General features: G+C 64.7%; 21 protein-coding genes and 2 pseudogenes. 15 read left to right on the forward strand and 8 right to left on the reverse strand.

Features of this window, described 5'->3' with window-relative positions; all coding sequences use genetic code 11:
• Nucleotides 1–22 precede the first annotated feature (22 nt).
• From LOC59_RS16410 to LOC59_RS16420, 3 genes are read left to right on the forward strand one after another with little or no spacing between them, the layout of a single operon-like run.
• On the forward strand, nucleotides 23–1,054 hold the full coding sequence (locus LOC59_RS16410) for a 2-hydroxyacyl-CoA dehydratase family protein (RefSeq protein ID WP_229973168.1): 1,032 nt from the start codon (nucleotides 23–25) through the stop codon (nucleotides 1,052–1,054).
• A complete protein-coding gene (locus tag LOC59_RS16415) occupies nucleotides 1,051–2,289 on the forward strand; it encodes a 2-hydroxyacyl-CoA dehydratase family protein (protein WP_229973176.1) in 1,239 nt (412 codons plus the stop codon). Before LOC59_RS16410 ends, LOC59_RS16415 begins: the two co-directional genes overlap by 4 nt.
• Before the next feature lie 59 nt (nucleotides 2,290–2,348).
• A complete protein-coding gene (locus LOC59_RS16420; protein WP_229973178.1) occupies nucleotides 2,349–3,575 on the forward strand; it encodes an MFS transporter in 1,227 nt (408 codons plus the stop codon).
• 8 nt (nucleotides 3,576–3,583) lie between these two features.
• Here the strand turns inward: LOC59_RS16420 and LOC59_RS16425 are convergent, their stop codons facing one another.
• Nucleotides 3,584–4,177 (reverse strand): MarR family winged helix-turn-helix transcriptional regulator, encoded by a 594-nt coding sequence (locus LOC59_RS16425; protein WP_229973179.1) that lies wholly within the window; start codon nucleotides 4,175–4,177, stop codon nucleotides 3,584–3,586.
• A gap of 248 nt (nucleotides 4,178–4,425) precedes the next feature.
• On the opposite strand from LOC59_RS16425, the gene LOC59_RS16810 reads away from it, so the two are divergent.
• The gene (locus LOC59_RS16810) at nucleotides 4,426–4,518 is read left to right on the forward strand and encodes a hypothetical protein (protein ID WP_331460486.1); all 93 of its coding nucleotides are present in this window, start codon (nucleotides 4,426–4,428) and stop codon (nucleotides 4,516–4,518) included.
• Nucleotides 4,518–5,099, forward strand: a pseudogene (locus tag LOC59_RS16435) (SCO1664 family protein); the annotation flags it as partial. The gene LOC59_RS16810 and the pseudogene LOC59_RS16435, both read left to right, overlap by 1 nt.
• Here LOC59_RS16435 and LOC59_RS16440 read toward each other — a convergent pair.
• A pseudogene (locus LOC59_RS16440) lies at nucleotides 5,095–5,220 on the reverse strand (IS3 family transposase); the annotation flags it as partial. The pseudogenes LOC59_RS16435 and LOC59_RS16440 sit on opposite strands and share 5 nt — an antisense overlap.
• A gap of 538 nt (nucleotides 5,221–5,758) precedes the next feature.
• Between LOC59_RS16440 and LOC59_RS16445 the strand changes: the two are divergent.
• A complete protein-coding gene (locus LOC59_RS16445) occupies nucleotides 5,759–7,339 on the forward strand; it encodes a hypothetical protein (protein WP_229973181.1) in 1,581 nt (526 codons plus the stop codon).
• A 746-nt stretch (nucleotides 7,340–8,085) separates the two neighbouring features.
• Here the strand turns inward: LOC59_RS16445 and LOC59_RS16450 are convergent.
• Together LOC59_RS16450 and LOC59_RS16455 are read right to left on the reverse strand one after the other, a co-directional pair.
• On the reverse strand, nucleotides 8,086–8,640 hold the full coding sequence (locus LOC59_RS16450) for a hypothetical protein (RefSeq protein WP_229973183.1): 555 nt from the start codon (nucleotides 8,638–8,640) through the stop codon (nucleotides 8,086–8,088).
• Nucleotides 8,624–10,111 (reverse strand): RNA-directed DNA polymerase, encoded by a 1,488-nt coding sequence (locus LOC59_RS16455; RefSeq protein ID WP_229973185.1) that lies wholly within the window; start codon nucleotides 10,109–10,111, stop codon nucleotides 8,624–8,626. The genes LOC59_RS16450 and LOC59_RS16455 overlap by 17 nt, the downstream gene beginning before the upstream one ends.
• A gap of 381 nt (nucleotides 10,112–10,492) precedes the next feature.
• Between LOC59_RS16455 and LOC59_RS16460 the strand changes: the two genes are divergently transcribed.
• From LOC59_RS16460 to LOC59_RS16470, 3 genes are read left to right on the forward strand one after another with little or no spacing between them, the layout of a single operon-like run.
• Nucleotides 10,493–11,959 carry a DUF3375 domain-containing protein gene (locus LOC59_RS16460; protein ID WP_229973187.1) on the forward strand — a complete coding sequence of 489 codons (1,467 nt, stop codon included), beginning with the start codon at nucleotides 10,493–10,495 and terminating at the stop codon, nucleotides 11,957–11,959.
• Nucleotides 11,956–12,708 carry a DUF4194 domain-containing protein gene (locus LOC59_RS16465; protein WP_229973189.1) on the forward strand — a complete coding sequence of 251 codons (753 nt, stop codon included), beginning with the start codon at nucleotides 11,956–11,958 and terminating at the stop codon, nucleotides 12,706–12,708. The genes LOC59_RS16460 and LOC59_RS16465 overlap by 4 nt, the downstream gene beginning before the upstream one ends.
• Nucleotides 12,705–16,034 carry an ATP-binding protein gene (locus tag LOC59_RS16470; protein WP_229973191.1) on the forward strand — a complete coding sequence of 1,110 codons (3,330 nt, stop codon included), beginning with the start codon at nucleotides 12,705–12,707 and terminating at the stop codon, nucleotides 16,032–16,034. Before LOC59_RS16465 ends, LOC59_RS16470 begins: the two co-directional genes overlap by 4 nt.
• A 319-nt stretch (nucleotides 16,035–16,353) precedes the next feature.
• Here LOC59_RS16470 and LOC59_RS16475 read toward each other — a convergent pair whose 3' ends face one another.
• Entirely contained in the window at nucleotides 16,354–16,524 is a 171-nt protein-coding gene (locus tag LOC59_RS16475) for a hypothetical protein (protein WP_229973193.1), read from the reverse strand.
• Nucleotides 16,525–16,904: 380 nt separating this feature from the next.
• Between LOC59_RS16475 and LOC59_RS16480 the strand changes: the two genes are divergently transcribed.
• From LOC59_RS16480 to LOC59_RS16495, 4 genes are all read left to right on the forward strand, one after another.
• On the forward strand, nucleotides 16,905–17,498 hold the full coding sequence (locus LOC59_RS16480) for a hypothetical protein (protein ID WP_229973195.1): 594 nt from the start codon (nucleotides 16,905–16,907) through the stop codon (nucleotides 17,496–17,498).
• Nucleotides 17,495–18,115, forward strand: coding sequence for an RES family NAD+ phosphorylase (locus LOC59_RS16485; RefSeq protein ID WP_229973197.1), 621 nt, complete (start codon nucleotides 17,495–17,497; stop codon nucleotides 18,113–18,115). Before LOC59_RS16480 ends, LOC59_RS16485 begins: the two co-directional genes overlap by 4 nt.
• A gap of 58 nt (nucleotides 18,116–18,173) precedes the next feature.
• Entirely contained in the window at nucleotides 18,174–19,097 is a 924-nt protein-coding gene (locus tag LOC59_RS16490; RefSeq protein WP_229973199.1) for an oxygenase MpaB family protein, read from the forward strand.
• Nucleotides 19,098–19,488: 391 nt separating this feature from the next.
• Complete coding sequence (locus LOC59_RS16495) at nucleotides 19,489–20,166, forward strand: DsbA family protein (RefSeq protein ID WP_229973201.1); 678 nt, start codon at nucleotides 19,489–19,491, stop codon at nucleotides 20,164–20,166.
• 33 nt (nucleotides 20,167–20,199) lie between these two features.
• Here the strand turns inward: LOC59_RS16495 and LOC59_RS16500 are convergent, their stop codons facing one another.
• Genes LOC59_RS16500 through LOC59_RS16510 form a run of 3 tightly spaced genes read right to left on the reverse strand, consistent with a single transcriptional unit; the run spans nucleotide 20,200 to nucleotide 23,998 of the window.
• On the reverse strand, nucleotides 20,200–21,435 hold the full coding sequence (locus LOC59_RS16500) for a beta-ketoacyl-[acyl-carrier-protein] synthase family protein (RefSeq protein ID WP_229973203.1): 1,236 nt from the start codon (nucleotides 21,433–21,435) through the stop codon (nucleotides 20,200–20,202).
• A gap of 8 nt (nucleotides 21,436–21,443) precedes the next feature.
• Nucleotides 21,444–23,147 (reverse strand): class I adenylate-forming enzyme family protein, encoded by a 1,704-nt coding sequence (locus LOC59_RS16505; protein WP_229973205.1) that lies wholly within the window; start codon nucleotides 23,145–23,147, stop codon nucleotides 21,444–21,446.
• Nucleotides 23,148–23,161: 14 nt separating this feature from the next.
• The gene (locus tag LOC59_RS16510; protein ID WP_227896344.1) at nucleotides 23,162–23,998 is read right to left on the reverse strand and encodes an SDR family oxidoreductase; all 837 of its coding nucleotides are present in this window, start codon (nucleotides 23,996–23,998) and stop codon (nucleotides 23,162–23,164) included.
• Nucleotides 23,999–24,312: 314 nt separating this feature from the next.
• Between LOC59_RS16510 and LOC59_RS16515 the strand changes: the two genes are divergently transcribed.
• Nucleotides 24,313–24,672 (forward strand): cupin domain-containing protein, encoded by a 360-nt coding sequence (locus LOC59_RS16515; RefSeq protein WP_229973207.1) that lies wholly within the window; start codon nucleotides 24,313–24,315, stop codon nucleotides 24,670–24,672.
• Nucleotides 24,673–24,731: 59 nt separating this feature from the next.
• Nucleotides 24,732–25,331 carry a TetR/AcrR family transcriptional regulator gene (locus LOC59_RS16520; RefSeq protein ID WP_229973215.1) on the forward strand — a complete coding sequence of 200 codons (600 nt, stop codon included), beginning with the start codon at nucleotides 24,732–24,734 and terminating at the stop codon, nucleotides 25,329–25,331.
• Nucleotides 25,332–25,336 lie beyond the last annotated feature (5 nt).

The following is a 25,336-nucleotide window of genomic DNA, read 5'->3' on the forward strand; positions in this document are numbered from 1 at the left end:
GATCGGGGTGATCGGGGCGGATGTGCCCCGACAAATTCTCCTGGCCGCGGGTGCCACGCCGGTTCGCCTGTTCGGTGCCTGGAACGGGGACGTCTCGCGGGAAGCGGCTGAATTACTTGGGGCAGCCGACGTCGTGGCCGCCCGGGTGCTGGACGGTGTCCTGTCAGGACTCCATGACGATCTGGCCGGGCTGGTGGTCTGCAACGACTCCGCGGCGAACCTCCGGGTGTACTACGTCCTGCGGCTGCTGGCAGAGCGCGGGCGCATCCCGTACCCGGTCCAGTTGCTGGATACGCCGCGCGGCGGCGGCCAGCATGTGAACCTCTTCGTTGCCCAGCAGTATGAGCGGCTGGCTGGATTCGTTTCCGGATGCACCGGGCAGGCTGTTGATGCCAGTTCCCTGTCCGACGCCGCCGCCCGGGAGAAAGCCCTGGCCGAGGCTCTCGGGCACGTGCGGGACCTGCGCGTAAAGGGCGCCCTCTCCGGAAGCGCCGCGCTCCGGTGTTACGCGGCTGCGGCCCAAATGGCGCCGGAGCGGGCTCTAGCTGCCATCGATGCGGTCCTCGAAGAGCAGGCTGCCGCAGCACCCGCACCGGGAACCATGGTGGCGGTTTTCATGACCGGCAGTTCGCACCCGGACACCACCGTCTATGAAGCGCTCGAGCAGTCCGGCATTGTTGTGGCGGGAGAAGACCACGACGCCGGTGACGCCGCCTGGATTGGGCAGACGGTAGACGCCGCGTCGCCCGGCGAGGCCTTCAGTGCCTTGGCTGAACTGCACGCGCTGCGTCCGCCGTCGGCTTCCCGATCCCTGGCCTCCGAACGGACCGATCACCTGCTCGCCGAAGTCCGCCGGACCGGCGCCGCCGGGGTGGTGGCCCTGGTTCGGGACCTCGACGACGGCCCCGTCTGGGACCTGCCCAGCCAGCGCGAGGCGCTGGCTGCCAGCGGAACCTGGCTGGCCGGCGTCGTCCGGGTTCCAGCCGAGGGAGCCGCAGCTGCAACCGCCGAACTCATTGCCAGCGTCCAGTTGTCCGGGGAGATTGCATCATGACCGACCATCGACTTCGTTCAGCCGTGGCAGCTACCCGCTACCAGAAGGAATGGTTCCAGTCGGTGCGCCAGCGGGCCGCGGCAGGCGAACCCATCGCCCTGTTGAACGCCGATGCCCCGCACGAAGTCTTCCGGGCCCTGGACATCCCCTACGTGGTGACCCAGTGGTGGTCCTCCATCATTGCGGCCAAGCGGGCCGGCCCCGCTTCCATGGAGCGGCTGGCCGCCCGCGGGCTGCCTGACTTCAGCCAGCAGTACGACGCGATGCCGCTGGGTGAGCAGCTGCTCGACGCCGAGGACCGCCCCTGGGGCGGTTTGCCGGCGCCGCGGTTCGCCGTGGCCGAGCGCAGCGGAGACGTCACCGCCAAGATCTTCGAGCAGTGGGGCAGGCTCCCCGGCACGGAAACGTTCCTCCTCTCCCGCACAGGCGCCGACCCCTTGCCTGACCGGTGGTGGGAGCTGGTGCCGCGTGACTGGGAGAAGGCCTTCGGCTCGGACCGGCTGGACCTGCTGCAGGGCGAAATCGAAGAGCTGATCAGCTGGCTGGAGGAGCGCACCGGCCGGACGCTGGACCGGGACCGGCTGGCGGAGATCATGGACCTGGGCAACCAACAGGCCGAATGGAACCGCAGGACCCGGGACCTCATTGCCTCCGCGCCCTTCGCCCCCGTGCTGGTGAATGACACGATGCCTGCCGTCATGGCACCGCAGTGGCAGCGCGGCACGCTCTGGGCGGTTGACGCCGCGAGGTCCCTGTATGAGGAAACCGCGCAACGGGTGGCCGACGGCGTGGCCGTGTGCCCGGGCGAGAAGCGGCGGCTTATGTGGGTTGGCCGCGGCCTGTGGTCCGATCTGGGCCTGTACACCCGTTTCCAGGAGGAGTTCGGCGCCGTCTTCGTCTGGTCCATGTACCTGGCGATCGCCGCCGACGGCTACCTGCGCTACGGCGAGGACCCGGTCCGGGCGCTGGCTGCCCGCTTTGTGGGGATTACGGACCAGCTCTATGTGCCGCCGTGGTCCGCCCAGTGGTACGTGAAAGAAGCGCTGAGCCATCGCGTGGACGGGGTGGTGCACCTGGTGGCGGACGACACTCCCGGCAGCGGCTTCATTACCGAAGCCCTGGAGGCTGAGGGGATCCCTGTGCTGGAGATCCGGGCCAACAACGCGGACCAGCGGTCCAGCGATGCCGCCCGCATCCCCGAGCGGATGGCCGAGTTTATCCGCGACCGTGTCTGATCCCGGCTGCTGTTTCCGCTGCCCGGCCCGGCCCCGTCATGGGTGAGGGCGGCGGGAGGATGGGCCCGTTCCGGTATCCGAACTTCTCCTGGTACTTCGCCGGGCAGGTCCTCTCCAACACCGGGGTCTGGTTCCAGAACCTCGCCCTGCAGCTGGTGGTCCTTGGGGCGACCGGCAGTGCCCAGGCCCTGAGCGGCATCACTATCGCCCAGTTCCTGCCGATCTTCCTGCTCGGAATACCCGCAGGGCGGCTGCTGGACCGGGTGGCGCCCCGCACCGTGCTGCTCGTGACCTCGCTGGCTTCCGCGGTTGTCACCGCCAGCCTGGTCTTTGTGGTGACCCGGGATCCGGACTTGTGGCTGCTTTACGCCATGGTTGGGCTGCTGGGTTCGGTCCAGGCCTTTGAACGGGTGGCCGCGCAGACCATCATCTTCGAGCTGGTGGGGCCGGACGGCCTGTCCAAGGCTGCATCCGTCAGCACCATTTCGCTGGCCGCGGCCCGGTCGGTGGGCCCGGCGCTGGCCGGACTCGCTTTCCAGGGACTCGGGCCCAGCGCGTGCATCCTGATCAACGCGGCGGCCTACCTGCTGGTCTTCGCCTCGCGGCTGCGGATCCGTCCGGATGAGCTGCACCGGCGTTCGGCCCAGGCCCAGCGGCGTCCGCGCGGGGATGGGGTCAAGGCCCCGGCAGGGCCCGGGGCTAAGGCACTGGGCGGGCCGGCGTCGGGCATCTTCCGGCGCAGCCGGGATGTGAACACCCTTCTGGTGGTCAACGTGGTGATTTCACTCCTGGCCATGAACTTCGGGCTGGTACTCACCTCAACCGTGAATCTTTCCTATGGCGGTGACGCAAGCGCAGTGGGAGCTGTCCACACCCTTAACGCTGTGGGCGCGGTACTCGGAGGCATCCTGGCGGCTCGAAGGCCCCGGGTGTCGGTGCGGTCCATGATTGCGGCAACAAGTGTTTTCGGTGCGGCGTTGGCACTGAATGCTGCGGCTCCTACGCTGATGCTGTTCCTGGCAGTGGCCCCGGTGCTGGGGATCGCGGTGGGCTATTACCAGGGCATTGTGAACGCTGCCGCCCAGGAATCGGTACGGCCGCAGTTCATTGGGCGCATGATGTCGCTGATGACGATGGGAAGCTACGGCATGGTGCCTTTTGGGGCGCTGCTGATGGGCTGGGTGATCGATGCCAGCTCCGGCCGGGTGGCCCTGGCCGTTTCCGCGGTGAGCGCCTTTATCTGCCTGGTGGTGGTGTTGGTCCGGACGCGGCCCGCGGCTGAATAAGGCGCTTGTCAGCTGCCTGGGTTGGCGCCGTCGGCTTCGCGGTTGAGGCCCTTCAGGCGGCTGGCCGCCAGCCGGGACGGCACGTGCCGCGGGCGGCTGGTGATTTGGCGGCGGCTGACTGCCTCTGCCTCCGCTTCGTCGTCGCCGAAGTAGCCGCCGGCAAGGACCTGGGCCGCGTGGTCCAGGACGCCAACGATGGAGTTGCCGAGGTCTTCTCCGATATGGCTGGTTAGGCGCTGTTCGTGGTCGCGCAGTTCCTGCGTGCAGGCCTGCACTACGTCCCAGCCGGCTTCGGTCAGCTGGACGAGGCGGATCCGCCGGTTGGTCGGGTGGCTTCCGCGTTCCACCAGTCCGAGCTCGAGGAGTTCGTTCGCCACGAGGTGCGCGGCCTGGGAACTGACGAAGGTCCTGCGTCCCAGCTGGGCATTGGAGAGCGGCAGCCCCTCCCCCAGCACCTGGAGCACGAGGAACTGGGACAGCGTCACGCCGTGGGCCAGTGCCAGGTTTTCGGTGAACCGGTCGAGTGCCCTGCCGAGACGATAGGCCGTGTAGTTCAGGCGATTTGTTGCCGGCTCGCCGCGTTCGTCTCGTTCAAGCTCCATCAGGGGAGAATATCAAGTTATTTGCGATTCCCTGGACGTGCGTGCGGGGATGCGCTGGACAGCGATACGCGGTAGCAGTGTTTTGAGAGCGGTGGCCGAGTCCTAGCCCAAGGGATCAGAAGAGTTCCGCGTCGGCGTATTCACCTTGGGCTGCGCCCCGATCACGGCCATGCTGATGCCGCCGAAGTACTGCGGGTGTGGATGCCCTGGGCACCGCCCCGGCCTTCGCGAAGCGCACGCGGGAAATCGTGGGCGCAGGGCGTCCGATCTGCATGATCTGCATGATTTGCGGCCAGCCGATCCACGACGACGGACACACCTGCACACTCCCCGAGGCCTGATGCCGACGCCGGACCTGCTCCTTGATGAGCTGACGCTCACCGGACGGATTACGACGGCGTCCAACGCCACGTTCCTGGGCAGCATCGGTGACCCCGCGGTCGTCTACAAACCCCTAGCGGGCGAGAATCCCTGGTGGGACTTCCCCGACGGCTGCCTGGCGCACCGCGAAGTTGCCGCCTATCTCGTGTCCGAGGCGTTGGGCTGGAACGTTGTGCCGCGTACCTGGCTGCGGGACGGTCCGCTCGGCGAAGGCATGGTCCAGCTTTGGCAGGAGACCGCCCCGGAACAGAACGCCGTGGATCTGGTGGCCGTAGAGGACGTGCCGGAGTCCGGGTTCAAGCTCGTGCTCGAGGGTGAAGACTAGGCCGGGCAGATCGTCGCCCTCATCCACGAGGACTCGGCGGCGCTGCGGCGGATGGCGGTGTTCGACGTCGTCGTCAACAACGCCGACTGCAAGGGCGACCACATCCTTCCTCTGCCCGGCGGGCACCGGTTCGGCGTGGACCACGGGCTCACCTTCCATACCGAGCACAAGCTGCGGACCGTGCTGTGGGGCTGGATCGGAGAGGCGTTGACCGCCGCATCGAGCCGGTCAGCCCGTGGTGCCGCGGTGATTCAACGAAACGACGGGACCGAAACTGCGAGCCGCGGTCGGAGTGCAACACCGTTCCTGACGGACGGCGTGCCCGCACGGCGTTTTCTTGCGGGCCACATCAGTTACACCCTGGTGGAACTCCGCCCCATAAGCCGTCGGCATGGTCAACATCCGTCCAAGCACCAGCTCACCAGGTCAACGAGTCAACAAACCCGGGGGCACAGTCCCATGACGTCGTGGGCGCGACTGGGTTTGTCGGCATCGTCCCAACAGCTGGTGGCTAGGTGGTCAACAACAGGTCATGCAGACGCTCAGCTGGGGTTTCCCAGCCGAGCATTCTGAGTGGGCGCCCGTTGAGCTGCTGAGCGGCGACGTGTTCCAAATACTCAAAGCTGGACCAAGAAGTCGGTGTCCCTTGGGAATTACCACTGCCAGCGACCGGCCGGATCACCGAAAAGAATATCCAGGCCCGTGGCCACGCTGAAGGCTTAACGAGACCGTCCCCACGCCGGGACAGATTACTTTGTTAAAGACGGCATGGTCTTAGAACCCGCCTACTATCTTACTAACCCCTCCGTTCGGATATGGCCACAACCGAGTTACAAAAGGACAGAACCAGTTACTCTTGGGGTACGATTTGTCGCATGGCGACACCATCAGCTATTAATTCGGCACTAAATAAGATTCCTAAGCGTGCGGAGTCCCGCGGAGAGGCAGAACTCCGTTCTACCTTCGAGGATGCTGGTGTCGGGCAGGCTCTCGACACGGTGGATCATCAGATTATTTATGGTCGACGTGGGACTGGAAAAACCCACGCGCTTCGCTACCTAAATTCAGTGCGCGGGGACGAAGAGAACATAGCTATTTATGTTGACCTACGCACCATCGGCTCCGCAGAGGGAGTATTCGACGGGCAGAGCGTTAGTCCTGTAGAGCGCACTGCTCGGCTTCTCGTTGATCTGTTGAATCAGGTTCACGACGAAATTCTTCGTGCCGCTCTCGACGATGATCGCTTGTCCGGGGACAGCAACTTCGTTAACGCCTTAGATTCCCTACTGGACTCGATCAGCGGTATTCGGGTACGGGGCACCGTTGAACTCACCACTCAGGAAAGCGAGCGCTCACAAAGGGGCACCTCAAGCAACTACGCCTTTAACGCCAGCGCTTCTGTCCAAAAGTTGTCAGTATCAGCTGTTGGTACCGACGAAACCGAACAGCAAGCTGGAACAACAGAGACCAGACGAGGCGAAGAACGGATATCACTCAACTTCTCAGACGTCGCCCGTGCCCTCCGCAAACTCGCCGAGAGCATATCGGCGCGTCGCATCTGGCTCCTGCTGGACGAGTGGACCAGCGTGCCTCTTGAGACACAACCATATCTTGGGGCTTTCCTCGTTCGATGTGTCTTACCATTGCAGCCATTCACTGTCAAGATTGCTGCTATTGAACAGCAGTCTGCGTTCAGGACGCAACTCGCGAATGGATCGGTAATCGGTATCGAGGTTGGTGCCGATATGTCGGCAAACTTAAACCTGGACGACTTCATGGTTTTCGAGCAGGAGGAAGAGAAAGCTCGATCATTCTTCAGGAGCCTATTCTTCAAGCATTTGACTGCCGGTGGCGGCGGGGACTTGGGGCTCAATCGCGAGACGGATCTTATCCGCGAAGCCTTCACGGACAGCCGCGCGTTTGATGAACTTGTCAGAGCCGCGGAAGGAGTTCCCCGCGATGCCATAAATATTGCCGCAAACGCAGCTTGGCGGGCGGGTGAAAAAAAGATCTCCATCCCGGACGTTCGAAGAGCTGCCCGTCAATGGTTCCAGAATGACAAGGAACGCGCGCTAGCCGAGGTTCCCGAGGCACAGGGCCTACTGAACTGGGTCATTGACAACGTTATTCGGGGCAAAAAAGCGAGAGGATTCCTCGTCAACCAGAAGGACCGGGCATCGCGTCCGTTGATCATTCTGTTTGACGCGCGGGTCCTGCACCTAGTACGGCGTGGTTATTCGGCCCAAGATGCCCCGGGAGAGCGATTTGACGTCTACGTGATCGACTACGGGGCATACGTCGATTTAATAAGTACCCAAAATGCCCCCCGAGGGGTGCTTCCCTTTGAGGAAGAGGATGGCTCTGACGGTTTCGTGGACGTGCCCACACAGGACCTTCGAGCATTACGGCGAGCTGTGCTCGATCTGGATGAGTTTTTCAACTCTACTGATATTTGACCTGGAACGGTTGACCCTAACCGATTGTTCTTGATCGTACCTCTGGGTCTGCTGCGCGTGTATTCCTAGGAGAACCCATCGCATGCAGCAGCCTCTCTCGATACGCCCGCTTCCAAGTCCATTCCCAATCGGAGATTTGACTAAATCTGTTATCCGCGTACTACCCCTGTGAAAACTCTTGAACAGCTCCCATTGGTGCCAGCAGATGGACTGAAACATCTGGCCGTAGTCCAACGCGGCCGGTTCGGCTCTGCCAGATAGGTTGCGTGCACTGCGTCTCCTAGGAACGGTGACGTGTGCCGAGGCCTAGCACCATCCCGCGACTGTTCGCCACTGCAGCCACCCAGCAGCGCCGCCGGCTTGGCACATTCGAAGGCGAGTTCCATTCTCTCCACCCAGCGTTCGTAAGTACTCAAGAACGGGTAGCCGCGCAAAGGCCACTGATAAAGCTCAACCTGGCCCGTCCTCAGTTCGCGCTTGTGGCCCAAAGGATGATGCGCTCTAAATGAGCCAGTACTTGAATTGCGTGTGCCGACGATCCGTTCGGCACGAATTCGTCCGACTCTTGAGTTGCCCCCTCCCCGGACGGCACTGCCCAGACCCGCCCTCCACACTAGCGTCACCTTGTTTACTCCACTATTGAGCATTTCGCTTCTCGATCGACCTAACGTCCTGCCCAAGAAGACAGCTAGGCCCCATGAGCTCATTCTTGGGGAAAGCGCCAGTATCGCCCTTCGGCACCTACACTACGTACCGGCCCGGGCCGCAGCCACAGCATGATCGAGCGCCAGGGCGTATTCGGCCACAACATACATGGCTTTGTGGCCTGACGTATGGCTAAGGATTAGTCGTCGCCCTTGCAAATCAGAAGCCAATACGTCGAGCATCTCACGACGCAGATCTATCGCCCCCAGAACATTTCTGCGTTGCCTCTCGGTCAGTTGACCATCACCATGAATTATTGCATTCCTCACCTCGATGACCGTCTTCAGACGCCGGGCCTCATTGGTTCCTGCTATAGCAACACCAAAACCCCCCTTCAACCAACCATTCCGCTCGTCCCAAGAATGATTAAACGAGTCTCGGCTTTTCGAAAGTAGTCGACGCCCCAATGGGATTTTCCCGATATCGGATTCAGCAACTAGAAGTGCAATAAACTGATCAACTAACGATTCTGCCAAAGATGCCGCAGCCACAATTGCGCGTTCTGCATTTCCGGCGTCGGAAGCAACTATCCGATTGAGAGACCGCAAGGTACTTTCCGTTATTGCATGAACATCTGCATTAACCCGCATAAACACGGCCCCATTCGTAAGCGGCCCTACTTAGAACTGAATCGGATTTTAATGCCTTGGCCATCCTGTTTTCTTTACCCACATCCATCCGCCCGGCCGAGGCTGCAATACCAATTCGTGTAACATCGGTTGAGGCAACGAAAAGGTCTGCGAGCTCTTCAAATGAAATGTTTTTATGACCCGCAAGCAACCACGCCGCTTCTGCGCGCACGGTTTCATAGCGATCAGTGAGGAGCGTCCTGGACCACTCCAAAAATTCCGCTTCCCCTGGCCACCCCTTCTTTTCCAACTGGTCCCCTAGATGCATCATCCAAAGACGCGCCCAAGGGCTTTTGCGTGGCAACTTCGTGAGTTTACTCAGGGAAGACCAGTTCTCTTCCGTTTCGGGCCGGCCCGCCAGGTAACGAACAATGTTTAGGAGCCGAATGGGCTCCCTTTCCGCTATTCGAACCAACCACTCGTCGCTGATCCGTTCAGGGGCCGCCTGAAGAACCTGCAAAGCGCGAGCACCGAATTGAGCATGAACACTCCTCTGCTCTGGATCTCCTGAGACCCAGTCTTCTACGACCTGGGCTAGTGCCGCGAAATCCACCTGGTCGGGGTCGGGTTCTAAGAGAATTTCCTCAAAGTCCTCATATCCTACTTGCACATAATCAATCGATCCGAGTTCATCCGCTGCTTTGTTCCTGTACTGCTGAAGGATCTTCTCTTGCTCTTGAATCTCCTCAAGAATCTGACGTACGGAACGAATGCGGGTTTTTCCGTCAGCCAGTACGAGTCCGCGCTGTCGTGTGACGTCGACTGCACGTTCAATGGCTTCGTGAGCTTCGCCCCAACTCGGCGCGATGATCCTGAAGTCATCAGCGTATCTGTGAACCTCATAGCCATCGCGAACAATGTTTCGCTCAACCTGGTCAAGATAAGAATCTGCAAGCAGGTGACTGGGTTCCATCGCCTGGGGGATCCCAACGCCACGGGGAAACATCTCAAGAAGCAGGTCCTTCAGAACAGAAACTGTTTCGGCATCTAGAGTCTGAATAACCAACTCTTCAGAGAGAATGCGGTGATCAACATATTCGTAGCAGGCGGCTATATCAAAGTCGACTATGCGAATGCTATCATTTTGCGGCCCCGTCGTTCCAAATAGGTGATGAGCCTCAATGCTTCCTGATCGCGAGGGAGTGGGAAGCCTGGGCTTAAGTCTTTCGACTAGCGCTTCGTACAGAGTGCGCGTTTCGGGCGAAAGCAAGCTAATAGGCCGGGGCCCCAACCCTTTCTTGGGCATCGCTAATGTTTCAAGGAACGGCGCATAACCAGCCTTAAACCGTGCACCTGTCTGTTCTGCCAGTTCGTCAACCGAGTCGCCCAAACTGCGTTCTGAAATGAGATGAGGCATTTGATGAAGAGAAGTCTCAACACACTTTTTGGCTGCCGCTCGCAAGGAGAGCTCTTCCACAAATCCAGATTCTATGTGCACTCTTAGATCTCCTCGTAATTGTCACCCATTCGGTCGGTTCTCCAACTGCATCTTAGTGCACGCGATGAGACTTGTTTTCTTCATCTAGGGACCAGGGATCACTGTTATCGACGCATTGGGAAGAGGGTCGTCGAGCGCATCGATGCGAAGGCCATTCTCGCCTGATCGAGCTGTCCCGAGTCTCTAGGGCTAGGAAGAGGTCTATCAATCCGAAAGGGAAATCCGAGCGCCGATGAGTAGGGCTCCAGAGTCTCAGAACCCACGCGACTGGTCGCGGCGCAGATTCGGACTCCCGGGGTGCCGATCTCAGTCCGCAAAAGTGCCGCCCTCCGTCTCAGCTAAAATCAGACAGGCCCGTTCGTTCCGGGCGGAAAGCGCAGCATGTCCTTCACAGAAAACGCCGTAGCCCGCTGGGCGGAGCTGCAGCGGCTACAGGCCTCGCCCGGCTGGAAACTCACCAACGCGAACCCCTGGGTCCTGGCCCTGTTCCGCGAGGCCTTCACGCGCACCCGTCCGCGCATCCCCCTGGACGAATTCCACTCCCTCACCGACTCCTTCCTCCACCAGCTCAGGCTCAACGGGCAGGGCCTGCGCGAAGACTGGACCGGCAAGAACTACGCCGATGACTGGGTGGCACGCCGCTTCCTGGCCCGCCCCCGCGCCGACGGCCGCTTCGTCTACGAACTCACCGAACCCGCCGTCCGTTTCCTCTCCTACCTGGACGGCTTCACCGGCGACACCACCAGCCTCAACTCCTCCCGCCTGAACACCCTGCTCACCAGCGTGGAAACCCTGGCGCACGAATCCAACCCCGACCCCGAAGCACGCATCGCCGTCCTCGAAGAAGAGATCACCCGCCGCGAAGACCTCATCCGGTCCCTCCGCGCCGGCGACGCTCCCCCGCCCCTGGACGATGACACCGCTGTCGAAGCCGCCCGCGACATCCTGGACCTCGCGGCCGCCCTGCCAGCCGACTTCAAGCGCATGCGCGACGGCCTCGAGAAGATGCTGCACACCCTGCGCCAGGAAATGGTCGAATCGCAGGCCTCCAAGGGCCTGACCATGGGCGAAATCCTCGAAGCGGACAAGCGCCTGCGCAGCACCAGCGAAGGCCGCACCTATGAAGGCTTCACCGCCTTCCTGAACGACGCCGACCAGCAGGGACGCTTCCGGCACGCCATCGCGCAGGTTCTGGAACGCGACTTCGCCGACGCCATGACCCCCGGCGACCGGCAGGCCCTGTACCGGATGATCAGCGACATGCGCGAACAGGCCGCCGAAATCCAGCGGATCTACGGCCGGCTCTCCGAATCCCTGCACACCTACGTCCAGAGCGACGAGTACCGGGAATCGGTCCAGCTGCGCAAACTCATCCGCGCCGCGGAAACCGCCATCCACAAGGCACCGCGGGGACGCCGCCGCGCCGCCGTCGTGCCCGCACCGAAGCTCTACGCGTCCGCGTTCGAATCACTCAGCATGGTCCGCACCTACGACCCCGCCGAGCACGCCGCACCGCGGAAGCTGCCCGAACCGCCGTCGTTCACCGAAGCTGACATCCACCGCGCCGCCCGCACCCCCAAGGCCGACCGCCGCGTCCTGCGCGACGCGATCACCCGGGCCGGCAGCCGCCGCGGCCGCGCCACCGTCGCGGAAATCTTCGCCGAACTGCCCACCGAACACCGCCACCTCAACAGCATCCGCGCGCTCCTCGCCTCCGCTGCCCCCACCGGGGACAGCAACGGCACGACGGCGGCAGCCAGCGAATCCATTCCCTTCCTCCAGATCGACGGCAGCTCCCGCACCGCGGTGCTGCCCGTCCTCACCGTCGCCGAAAGCCCCCAGCCATGATCGAAAACCCCACCGCCGAAACCGAAGAGTACGACGAGCTGGACGAGGACGCTCAGTTTGACGAATACAGCGAGCCGGCCCGCGACGTCCTGATCGACGGCCCGGAGCTGTTCCCCGGGGACACCGGCACCCTGCCGCTGAAGCTGCGCCAGGCCCTGATCCGGCTGCTGCGCGGCCCGTACCTGGACGCCAACTCCTCGGACAACGTGTACAACACCGTGGTGGATAACCAGGAGCAGCTGCGCGTGCGGCTAAGCGAGCTGTTCCTGGAACTGGTCGTGGACGAGGACCACAAGGTGGCCCTGCTGCGCCCGGTGGAAATGGCCGAACCCCACACCACCGCCCTGCAGCGCCAGCGCGAAATGACCCGCGAGGAAACCCTGCTGCTGCTGCGCATGCGCCTGGTCCTGGACCGCCACTCGGGCACCGGCAACGAGGCCACGATCGCCCGGCAGGACATCATCGACGTCCTGGAGCAGTACGTGGACCCCCAGGCGCACGACGCCAAGGGCGTGGAAGACCTGGCCGACGCCGCCATCCGCAAGCTCGTCACCGAACGCCGCCTGCTGCTGCCCACCGAGCTGGACGACGTCTGGGTCATCTCCAACGCACTGCCGCTGGCCCTGCCGTACGAGCACATCGGCGACATCATCACCTACATGAACTCGCTGACCGAGGCCCCGGCCGAGCCGGATGCGCCCGAGAACGCGGTCACTGAAACAGAGCACGACGGCGAGGAGCCGGCATGAGCATCGAAACCACCCTTCCCATGGGGGACCTGATCAACCCCGGCCAGAACCGGCTCTCCCGGATCCAGATCGTGAACTGGGGAACGTTCGACGGCGCGCACACCATCCACGTGGACCGCGCCGGCACGCTGCTCACGGGGGACTCCGGCGTCGGCAAGTCCACCATCTTCGACGCGATCCTGCAGGTCATGGACGCCCGGCCCAAGATGAACGAAGCCGCGCAGAACAACGGCGGCACCGCCGCCGAGGAAAAGCGCACCGCGTTCTCCTACATGCGCGGCCGGCTCGGCACCCAGGGCATAGAAGCCGGCGACGGCACCGCCTACCAGCGCCCCGGCGCCACCTGGTCCGCCGTCTGCCTCACCTTCGACAACGGCCTGGGCCAAATCACCAGCCTCTCCGTGCTCATGGACCTGCCCGCAACCGGCACCGAACACCACGTGGGCCGGTTCTACACCGTGCACAACCGTCCCCTGGACATCACCGCCCTGGAAACCGGCATGCGCGGCCGGTTCACCAAGGGTGCCCTGGAATCACTGCTGCCTGGCGCGCAGATCTTCGATTCGCACAAACTCTTCGCCGAGCGGTACCGCACCGCCCTGGGTGTGGAGGACGAGAAAGCGTTCGGCCTGCTGCGCATCCTGCAGACCGGCAAGGGCCTGGGCGGCACGGTCAACGACTTCTTCCGCACCCACGTCCTGGACACCCCCAAAACCCTCACGGCAGCCGACGAGGCCGTGGAGGACTTCAGCCACCTGCGCAGCATCCGCCGCCAGCTCGAACGCGCCCGCCAACAGCGCGACCACCTGGCCAACGTCCCGGACCAGCACCGCCTCTTCCTCACCACCAAGGCCGAACTGGACCGCGTCCGTGCCCTCACCGCCGACGGGCTGCCCGCCTACCGCCGTCGCCTGGCGCTGGCCAGCCACGAACGCGACGTCGAGCGCCTCACCTCCGCCGCCGGCACCGGCCGCGAAGCGCTGAAGGCCGCCGAATCCCAGCGCGCCAAGCTGAAGAAGCAGGTCACCGCACTCACCGCCCGGTACACGCAGGAGGGCGGCGGAGCGATCGCCACCCTGGAACGCGAAGTTGCCGCCGCGCAGGCGCAGCTGGTTTCCCGTGAAACCATCGAGAACGCGTTCCGCGCCGACCTGCGCGCCGCCGGCATCGACACGGACCTCTCCCCCGCCGGGCTGGTCACCGCCCGCAGCCGCGCCAATGAGCTGATCAAGACCCTGAACGCCGACGTCGACGCCGCCCGGGAGCGCAGCTCCGACGCGCACGGCGAGGCCTGGGCCCTGAAGGGCACGATCGCGAAGCTGGAAACCGAGATCGCCTCCTTCCGCCGCCGGCGCAGCAACATCCGCCCGGAAAGCCTGGAACAGCGCGCCCGGATCTGCGAAGCCACCGGCCTCGACGAGGCCGAAATGCCCTTCGCCGGCGAACTGATCGACGTCCCCGCCGAACACAGCCAGTGGCGTGCCGCCGCCGAACGCGTGCTCCGCCCGCTCTCCACCGCCCTGCTGGTTCCCGGCGAGCACATGGCCGCCGTCACCCGCTATCTGAGCGAAACCAACCTGCGCGGCTTCCTGCGCTGCATCGACGTGAGCATTCCCGTGGACGGACCGTCCGAGCCAGGACCGCGGGACCTGATCACCAAGCTCAGCACCTACGACTCCGCGATGGGCGACTGGGTAGCCCGCAAGATCACCGCGCACTACGACTTCGAGTGCGTCGAGAACCCGGACGAGCTCGCCAAAGTTTCCCGCGGCGTCAGCCTCGGCGGTGCCGTCAAGCGCAACTCCTCCACCACGGAGAAGGACGACCGGCACACCAAGGCCTCGGACAACGTGCTGGGCTTCGACAACAAGGACAAGATCGCAGCCCTCGCCGGTGAACTGCTGGCCCTGCGCGCCAGTTTCGAAGAGGCCGACGTCGTCTCCCGCAAGCACGCCTCGGAGCAGGACGACCTGATCCGCCGGCTCGCCGCCGTCCGCAAGGTCGCCGCCGACACCCGCGAGTTCGAGGACATCACCGCCGGGGAGCAGCGCGCCGCCGTCGCCGACGCCGTCGAGCGTTTGGAATCCGCGCGCGACGCCAACGCGGACCTGGAGCAGATCCGCTTCGAACTGGACACCGCGGAGCTGGACCTGACCGCCGCCACCGAGAAGATCGGTGTGCTCAAGGGCGACCTGGCCCGACTCGAGGCCGAGCTGGCCGCCGCCACCGAACGCCGGGACACCCTGGCCGGCCGCGGACCGGATGCCCTGGCGGAGGACCTGCGGGCGCAGCTCGATGAGCTGTTCGCCCCCTTTGGTGAGATCACCGACGTCGTGCACCTGAACGACGCCGCCGGGCAGGTGGAGCGGAACCTGCTCACCGAGGCCGCGCGGCTGGATAAGACGCTGCTGGAAACCCGCACCCGGCTGGAGCGCGCCTTCGAGACCTACAGCGAGAAGTGGGGCTCGGACTTCGGCACGTCCGTGGACTCGGCCGAGGAGTACGTGCGCCGGTACGAGGACATTGTCACCGAGGGCCTGCCGCAGCACGAGTCGGAGTTCCGCGAATACTTCAACAACCGCACCTACGAGCGTTTCAGCGACCTGCTGCAGCTGCTCGACGAGGAGCGCCGCAGCATCTCCGCGCGCCTGCTGCCGCTGAACTCGGTGCTGCGCCGCGTGCCGTACCACGTGGACAGCCACCTGGAGATCGAGGTCAAGACCACCGTCCCGGACGACGCGCACAAGTTCCGCATGGAGCTGAAGAACGCGCTGCCGATGATGGGCGTGCGGCAGGACAAGGCGGACATGGACGCCCGGTACGCCGCGCTCGAGGGCCTGGTGGAGAAGCTGAAGGATCCGCAGGAGCGCCGCTGGCGGGCCGAGGTCCTGGACGTCCGCGCACACGTGACCATCACCTGCACCAACAAGCTCGCGAACGGGCAGTCGTTCACCAACCTGCAGGCGTCGCTGATGTCCGGCGGCGAGGGGCAGCGCTTCACCGCGTTCATCATGGCCTCGGCGCTGGCGTACCAGCTGGGCATCGTGTCCCAGGGCTTCAGCACCTACGGCACGGTGATGATGGATGAGGCGTTCGTGAAGTCCTCGCTGTCCTTTGCCGAGGCGTCCATCAACGCGCTGCACGAGTTCGGCTTCCAGCTGCTGCTCGCGGCTCCCGAGGACAAGGTGGACCTGTCCCGGTTCCTGGGGTCTGTCACGGAGATCCTGCGCGACGACGCCGCCAACCGGTCCGGCACGCTGGAGCGGGTTCCGGTGGGGTCTTCTGGAGCGGGCGGCTCGCGGGCTGTGGATATTCTGCTGCGGTAGCGGGCTGGCGTCTAGTCCGCTGCCGTGGCCAGGGCTATCTCCTCAAGCTCCTGACTGCGCCCAGAGTGATCGTCGCAGCGACAGCCAGGAAGCAGGCAGGAATCCCCCAAAGGGCAATTCCCTGGTTGATTTTTCCCTCCGACAGGAGCCATAGAAGGACTATTCCAGTAACGGTGAACAGCGCGATGGCAACGTTGTGTCCGCGCCACTTCGATTCACTTCTTTTCGGATCGTGCACGTGCACCTCACTCATTGGTCAGCTTCTCGGTATCGAATTCGCAATGCCAGCCACTGTACCGGTGACGGATGCCGTGCAAAGTCAGAGCGCTTCGTAGCCCTGGCCGTGCGGCCCGGTGAACGCCTGGGGAACACCGCCCTGAGACAGGACCAGCCGGCCTTCTGCAGCCGCCCACTCCTCGTAGAGCGGTGACACGCCACGGGCTTCCACTGCGGCGAAGGTCTCATATCCAGCTGCCGTGCCTGACGTCATGGCCCCCACCCTAAACGTGATCGTTGCGGGGTGCCCGCATACCGCCGTGCCCACTGCACCGTGCCGCGCACGTCACCCGCAGCGCCACGCCCTGCCCGGCGTGTTCATCCTCTGCTGTAATAACGTCGCTCTGGAGGATTCTGGAAATCTTCTGCTGCGCTAACGTCGCTTTGAACGACCCAGAAGGACTTTATTGCAGCAGCAGATTCTGCAAGGAGGGTCTAACCAGCGTTATTGCGACACAGGATGGCGTTGCAGCTCGGTCATACCGGGCCGGGGCCACCTGCGACGCACCCGTCAGCGTCATTCACCGGCGTCGGCCCCTAACGCTCTTACGAATTTGACGTTACCCTGACGTGTAAGGGTCGTTAGGAGCAGCCATGAGCGTGTCCCATGAACAGGAAATAGAAACCGTACCCGTCCGGGTGCGGGGGCATCTGGAACCGGAAGTCGCTGCCGTGCTGGCCGATTCGGCGATTCCCGCGGACGAACTCAACCACGTTGTGATGCAGTGGGTCGCCCGCCGGAACCTGGCGCCGGCAATGGAAACGGCCCAGACACAGGTCTCACCTCAGCTGGCCCGCAGTCTTCAGGCCAGGGAGAACTGGCTGCGGGACATCGAAACCGAGTTCGGCACCTACAGCCGCCAGGAGGTTGCGCAGCTGCGCGGAGCCAAAGGCACCAACCGTTCCATGGCCGGAGACCTCAAAAACAACGGCCAGATCATCACCTACCGCCGCGGCAACTCCGACCGTATCCCCGCGTTCCAATTCACCGAAACCGGCGGCCAGATCCGCTCGGTCATACCTGCTCTGATCCGCCTGGCCCGGAAGAATGGCTGGGAGGATGTAGACCTCTTGGCCTGGCTGACGAACCCCAACACGTATTTCCCGGGAGGAACCCGGCCGGTGGATCACCTTAATGACGTGGAACTCGTGCTGGCTGCGGCGGCGGATGCTTTCGAGGCACCGTGACCAAAACGCCTGATCCGCCGGACGAGTTCTCTCCCCTCACAGTTCCCCTTCCCGCCGGAACGCGCCTCTTTCGATGCCACGGCGCTGCATTTCGAGCAGGGGAAGCCAATCCCGGTCCCAGGGGTGCGGGACGGTTCAACTTCTTCGGTACTCCAGCCGTGCCCGTCCTGTACTTCGCTCAGACTCCGGAAACTGCCCTGTGCGAAACCCTGCTGCGTTACACCCCCGCGGGTTCACCCACCCGGCTGCCGGCAGCTGCCTACCGCGGCAGGATCATCTCCGAGGTGGCGGTTGAACGGGAGCTAACGTTCGCCCTGTTCCACAGTGAGGGACTGCGAAGGTTCGGCCTCCAGGCCAACCAGCTGATTGACACGCCGCCTGCGAACTACCCCCAGACACGCAAGTGGGCAGCCGCCGCTCATGCGGGAGGCCTGGACGGTGCCCTCTGGATGAGCCACCATCTCAACGGCAACCAGGCCGCTGTGGTCTTCGGGGACAGGGCTTCCGAACAAGATTTGTCCACAGTGAGCCAGCTCGCCCTCGATAGTCCTGCCGGTTTCAGCTGGCTGGTCGATGCCTGCGCCCCCATGGACGTGGACGTCCTCCCACCCTTCTAGCCCGCCCGGGGCGCCGGTCACCCTGACTCCTCCCAGCCGGCGGGACCATACTGGGGCGATGGGCAAGCTTCTTGAATCCTGGCGCCGCCAGCTCGTCGGCACATTCAGCAACAACTCCGAGACCATCCCGGAATGGGAACTGGAACTCGCCAACGGGAACGACCGCGGCTACTACGGGCCAGGCTCCGCGGTGTGGGCGGTGCACGGCTCGATGACCACGATCATCGCCGGTATCCGAGCCCTGCTGCTGCAGGCACTGCACCCGGGCGCGATGGCCGGCGTCCGCGACTTCTCCAACTACAAGGAGGACCCGCTGGGCAGGCTGGCGGGCACCATCCGCTGGATCTTCACCGTCACCTACGGGGATACGACGGCGGCACGCAGCGCCTCGGAATGGGTGCTGCGGCTGCATGAACGGGTGCAGGGCACCTATGAGGATGCTTCCGGAACGCTGCGGCCCTACTCGGCGAACGATCCCGAGCTCGCCCGCTGGGTCCACCTGGCGTTCACGGATGCGTTCCTGACTTCGCACATGGAGTTCGGCGGGCCCATTCCCGGCGGCCCGGATGCGTACGTAGCCGAGTGGGCCACCGCCGGTGAGCTCATGCGGATCGATAACCCGCCCCGCGATCTCGCCGGACTGCGGAAGCAGATGGCAGCCTTCGACCCCGAGCTGCGTTCCAGCCCCACGGTGCAGGAAGTCGTCGGCTTCCTCCGCCGTCCGCCCCTGCCGAAGAACCAGCTGATTGGCTACCGCGTTCTGTTCGCCGGCGCCGTCGCGTCCCTGGAACCGCGGCACCGGGAACTGCTCGGTCTCCGCGACCCGCATCTGGGTCCGTTCAAGCTGCCGGTGCACGGCCCCGTGAAACTGGTGCTGCGGGTCATCCGCTTCGGGCTGGGCAACATGGGTCCGTCGGAGCGCTCTGCCCGCGAGCGCATCGCGAGGCTGGGCCAGGAAACTGAGGAACGCAGGCCGGCCTGATCCCTGACCCAGAAACCTTTGGGGAGATAACGCCCCCTAGCAGCTTCCCGCCTGAAACTTCGGGGAGATAACGCTGCTTGCAGGGCACCCAAAGGACGGTTACTCCCCGAAGGTTGAACGGCAGGGCCTCGACAGGGCATTAACTCCCCAAAGGTTTGACCGCTGGCAGCCGGCCCCCACGCCGAACGCCGGACCCCGGGCCGGGCACCCCGGCAACCCCGGGCCGGCCCACGGGCCGGCCCGCTGGCCGGCCCCTCAGGAAATCGCGTGAACTGCGTCACAAAACTCTTCCAGTTCCACCGGGCCCGGTGGAACCATTAAAAGAGCAGCAACCTCCCTACCCGTATTGGCGCGCGCCGCTGCGCGCCTCCCCCCATACAGGAAAGGAACCATGCGCAAGGCTGTACCCTCACTGATCATCGCTGGGCTGCTGGTGAGCGGCGGCGTGGTGTCCTGCGGGACCTCGTCTGAGTCCCCTGCACCGGAAACATCAGTCAGCGCCTCCGCGGAAGCGTCCCTGCCGGCGGACCAGATGGACAAGCTGATCCCCGCAGACGCCCGGACGATCACCGACCCGGCTGACCCGAAGGCCACCCTCGTCCTCTTCACCGATTACCAGTGCCCGTACTGCGCGAAGATGGACACGCTGATCGAGCAGGCCAAGGACGACTACGGCGACCAGGTCCGGATCGTGGTGCGGAACTACCCGCTGCCCAAGCACCAGAACGCCGAGCCCTCCGCCCGCGCGGTCGAAGCCGCCGCGGAGCAGGGTGCCCTGGAGCAGATGGCCGCCAAGGTCTTCGAGCACCAGCAGGACTGGAAGTCCGCCTCCAACGTGGACGAGATCTTCGCGGGCTATGCCGAAGAGCTCGGCCTGGACATGGACCAGTTCATGGCCGACTACAACTCGGACACCATCAAGGACCGCGTTGCCCGGGACCTCAAGGATGCCCAGGACCTCCAGGTCAAGGGCACCCCTACGCTCTATCTCGACGGCCAGACGCTGCAGCTGGAAACCGGTGACTACAGCGAGATCCAGGAACCGCTGGACGAGGCACTGTCGAAGTAACGTCCGCAGGCGGACCAGCTACGGGCGGACCAGCTACACCCGACCGAACGCGACCACACAGTTCTGCCCGCCGAACCCGAACGCGTTCGTCACGGCATACCGCACGTCCTGTTCCCGGGCGGTGTTCGGCACATAGTCCAGGTCGCACTCGGGATCCGGCGTCGCATAGTTGATGGTCGGCGGAATGACCCCCTCGCCAATCGACATGGCGCACAGCAGCGACGCCAGCGTGCCCGCCGCCCCGATCAGGTGCCCGGTCATCGACTTCGGCGCTGTCACCGCCAGGGATCCGGCATGCTCGCCGAACACCGTATGCAGTGCGAGCGTCTCCGTCCGGTCGTTCGCCTTGGTCGACGTGCCGTGCGCGCAGACAAGATCCACGTCCGCGGGGTCCAGCCGCGCCTGCGCAAGCGTCCGCGAAATCGCCTCCGCCGCGTACTTTCCGCTTGGCTCCGGTGCCACTATGTGGAACGCGTCCGACGTCATCGCCCCGCCCAACACCTCCGCATACACCGTTGCACCGCGGGCCCGCGCGTGCGCCAGCGTCTCCATCATGCACGCCACGGCGCCTTCGCCGAAGACAAAACCGTCCCGGTCGGCGTCGAACGGGCGGCTGGCCTCCTGCGGCACGTCGTTGTTCCGCGACAGTCCGCGCATGGTGGTCAAACCCGCGAACATCACCGGGGTGATCGCGGCGTCGGTCCCGCCGGCAATAACGACGTCGGCGTCCCCCGCCAGCAGCAGCCGGCGCGCCTCCAGCAGGGCGTGCGTTCCACTGGCGCACGCGAGCGCACTGGCGTTCACCGGACCGTGCACGGAGAGGTCGATCGCCACTTCGCACGCGGGCATATTGGTCAGCGAGGATGCAACGAAGCTGGGACTGACCGGCCGGATGCCCTCCGCGTCGAAGAGCCGGGTGGCGTCCTGGATTTCCGGATAACCCGACACGGCGCTGTTGATGATCACGGCGGCGTCGACGTCCTCCAGCGACTCGCCCAGTCCGGCGTCGGCCGCCGCCTCCCGTGCCGCGACGACAGCCAGCTGAGAAGCGCGCGAGGACCGGTTGATCCGCTTGACCGGCAGCCAGGCAGCCGGATCGAAGCCCTTAACCTCGGCGGCGATCCGGGTCGGGAAGTCCGAAGCGTCGAATGCGGTGATCCGGTCCACCCCGGATTTACCCTCCTTCAGGGCTTCCCACGTCAGCGGCCAGGAACCGCCGAGCGGAGTCTGCGCCCCCATCCCGGTGATGACCACCCGCTGAGTGTCCATGCCGTCCCTCACTCGGTGTTCACAGCCGCGCCCGGCACCACCAGGTTCCCGGCACCCAGGTCCTCCACCGCCGTCTCAGCCAGTTTGAAGTGCATCTTCTTTCCGGTGGCGGTCAGCGGCACGGAGTCCACGAACCGGTAGGCGCGCGGCCGTTTGAAATCCGCCAGTCCGGGATGGGCGAGGCAGAATTCATCCAGGGCATCCGCCGTCGCCGCCTCGCTGCGCGGCACCACGTACGCCACCACCCGTTGCCCCCACTGCGGATCAGGCACGCTGACCACCACCGAATCCAGCACCTCGGGATGTTCCGCCAGCACGCCTTCCACCTGCACCGGGTGGATGTTCTCGCCGCCGGAAATGATCATGTCGTCCTTGCGCCCCAGGATCGTGACGAAGCCGTCCGCATCCCAGGTGGCCATGTCCCCCGGATACAGCCATCCATCCACAAACTTCTCCTCATCCGCGCCGGGCAGGTTCACGTAGCTGTACCCGGCCTTCGGCGAGCGCATGATCATTTCCCCGGCCTCGGTGCCGTCCTGCGCCGCCAGCTCATCCGGGCGGGCGCGGCGGTCCGGGAAGACCTTGACGACGGCGACGTCGTCATCCGTGCACGCACGCCCCGCAGTGCCCGCCCGTTCCGGCAGGTCCTCAGGGCGCAGGAACGTGTTCCAGAACGCCTCCGTGGTGCCGTACCCGTTGAAGATCCGCGGCGTGAGCAGCTCCTGGTACCGCAGCGCCGCCGCCCGGTCCAGCGGCGCCCCCATGGTCACGATGCCCTTGAGCGTGCTGATGTCCCGCGGCCGCTTCTCCTGCTCCTCGGCGATCAGCTCCAGCGTGGTGGGCGCGCCGATCAGGAACGTCAGTCCGTACTCCCCCACCCAGTCCAGCACCGTGGCCGGATGGAAACTGCGCAGCGGTACCACCCCGGCGCCGATGTAGAAGGACGGGTTCGGTCCGCCCGAATGCAGGCCGCCGCGGTGGAACCACGGGGTCATGTTCAGCGTCCGGTCATACGGGGTCAGCGGGAAGTGCATGATCACGTCGTGGGCGCTCATCAATTCCGCGATCGACGGCAGCGCCACGCCCTTCGGCATGCCCGTAGTGCCCGAGGTGTACAGCCGGGTGCTCTCCTCATAGGTCGAATAATCCGCCGGCAGCGGGGGCAGGACAGACGACGCCGGATCCCCGCTTTCCGCGGCGGCCAGTTCCAGCCGCGCCTGTTCCAGCGCCGTCCCGAAGTCTTCCCAGCCGCCCGGCAGTCCGCCGTCGGGCGTTCCGGCGACGAGCACCAGCGGGCTCATCTCCGCGATCTCCAGCGCCCGGGCCGCTGCGGCGGCACAGTCGGCGTCGACGATGAAGACCGAGGGCTGGCTGTCGCGGAGGATGTGCGACGTTTCCCCCGGAGCCAGCCGGAAGTTGACCGGCACGCTGATCGCGCCGAGCCGGTGCGTCGCCAGGTACAGCAGCGCGAACTCGGGTCCGTTGAACAGCTGGTACATCACCCGGTCCCCGCGGCCCACCCCACGGTCGGCCAGCATTTTGGCGCAGGCTTCGACGTCGGCGCCGAGTTCTGCGTAGGTCCACTGCCGGCCGGTGGGCGGATCAATCATGGCGACGGCGCTGCCGTACCGGGCGACGTTGCGCCGGAACCCTGCACCATAGGTCATCTGGTGCTCGAAGTAGTCCTTGAACCGTCCGGCGTCGTACTGCATCCAGGTGTCCTTTCTCAGTTCCCCTGCGGCCGCCGCGGCCGTTGGGGAAGCGCTACGGGGTCGGTGGTGTCGCTGAAGAACGGCGGGGCGATGACGGAGAGGCCGCCGTCGACCGCCAGGGACTGCCCGGTGATGTACTCCGCGCCCGGGGAGAGCAGGAAATCGACGGTGGCAGCCATCTCATCCACGGTGCCGGGCCGCTGCTTGGGAATGCGGGAGATCACGCTGTCCATGGGCGCCATGCCGTCCATGGTGTAGAAGTACTCGAGCGAGTCGGAGTCGATCAGCCCGCCGTTCACCGCGTTCACGTTGATCCCGTAACCGGCGAACTCCACCGCCATAAAGCGGACAAAGGACTCGACGGCGGCCTTGTAGGAACCCAGCGCCGCGTAGGTGGGGAAGGCGCGGACGCTGCCGTAACTGCTCAGCGCCACAATCCTGCCGCCGTCGTCCATCAGTTTCACTGCCTCCTGGGACCCGAGCACAAAGGGCCGCACGTTCACGGCGTAAGCCCGGTCCAGGTGGTGGGTCTTCAGGTCGACCACCTTCTTGAAGGCGGCTGCGGCGGCGTTGTTCACGTAGTAGTCCAGCCGTCCGTATTCCGCGGCAGCGGCGTCGAACAGCCGGACGATGTCCTCGGGATTCTCGATGTCCGCCTGCACCGCCAGTCCGCCGCCGCCGAGGCGCTGCAGTTCCGCGACAGTGTCCTTGGCCAGGTCCGCGTTCTTCCGGTAGCCAACCACCACCTGGGCGCCCTGCGCGGCCAGCCGCTCCGCCACCCGCCGGCCGATCCCGCGGGACGCTCCGGTGATCAGGGCGATCTTGCCTTCGTGCTGCGGCCGCTGTTCCACGTGCAACCTTCCGCACCGTGAGCCCGGCGCCGGCGTCTCGATTCAGGCTGCGGCTCCCGCACAGCGCGCGAACCGGGCGGGGATGTTCGACGCCGGTGTCTCCGCCAGCTGCCCACGTCCCCTTGATCCGTAAATCGTTATCCCGCCGGTTTGCTGCGTCAAGGGTGTGTGGACTGGGAACCTCTATCCGCCTGCGGCTTGGCAGCCTGTGGAGGGAGAACCGGAGCGTAACGAAGTTGGGATGAGGCGGTGCACGTCAGTACCGTGAACAAACCAATATCGAAATATTGGTTTGTGACTACTGAGGAGCATCCATGGCCGTTGTCCGCACCATCGCCGAAGTTGAAGAGTCCGAGAAGACAGTGGAGCCGCTCGCTCTGCCGCTGGCCGACCCGCTGGGCGCGGACATCGAGACCAAGACCTACAACCTGTTCTCCACCGAGGATGAGAGCATCCACGCCGGCACCTGGGAAACCGCCGTCGGCCTCTCCCGGTGGAACTTTTCCGACGGCGGCGAGGTCATCTACGTGCTCAGCGGCCGTATGACCGTCCAGCGCGACGGCGAAGAGCCCAAGGAAGTTGGCCCGGGCGACCTGGCGGTCTTCCCGCAGGGCTGGAGCGGCACCTGGAACGTCACGGAAGCGCTGTCCAAGGTCTACGTCATGTACAGCTGACCGGTAACTAGAGTTGGACAGGGGCGGGCGCCGGATCCTGCCCCGGGACGGAGCAGCGGGTGGCCCGCAACCAAGAGGCCAAGAGGCGTGTAATTCTCGAAGCGACGCTGGAGAGCATCTCCAGGCACGGCTACGAAGCGACCCGCCTCCGTGATGTGAGCGAATCTGCGGGCGTCTCGATCGGCGTTCTCCAGCACTACTTCGGAACCCGGGAGCAGCTTCTGGGCGAAGCCCTTGGCTACGCCAGCGGTGAGCTCGTGGAGCACTTCGCCGCCCTGGACCCGGCCCGCCTCAGCCCGTGGATGGAGCTGCGGGGGATGATCGGCGTCGTCTGCGGCATGCCGAGCCTGCACGGCCGCGGGCTGCTCTGGCTGGAAATGTCCAGCCTGGTCCGCAGGCACCCCGAACTGCGCGGGCGGCTGGACAGCGTGTACGAGCTCTGGGACACGCACGTCCGTGCCGCAGTGCAGCGCGGTGCCGCGGACGGGTCACTCGGCGTCGGCCCGGAGTCGGTGGACGACCTGGTGGCCATCTTCCTGGCCTTCTTCGACGGTTACGAATACGAGATCGCGTCCTCGCTGGTCCCGGACGATCCGGCCGTGCTGGAGCGGCGTGCGGTGCTGCTGGCTGAGCGGCTTTTCCGGCCTGTTCCGGCCTGACCCGT

The organism is Arthrobacter sp. zg-Y916 (genome assembly GCF_020907385.1).
GTDB classification, from domain to species: Bacteria; Actinomycetota; Actinomycetes; order Actinomycetales; family Micrococcaceae; genus Arthrobacter_B; species Arthrobacter_B caoxuetaonis.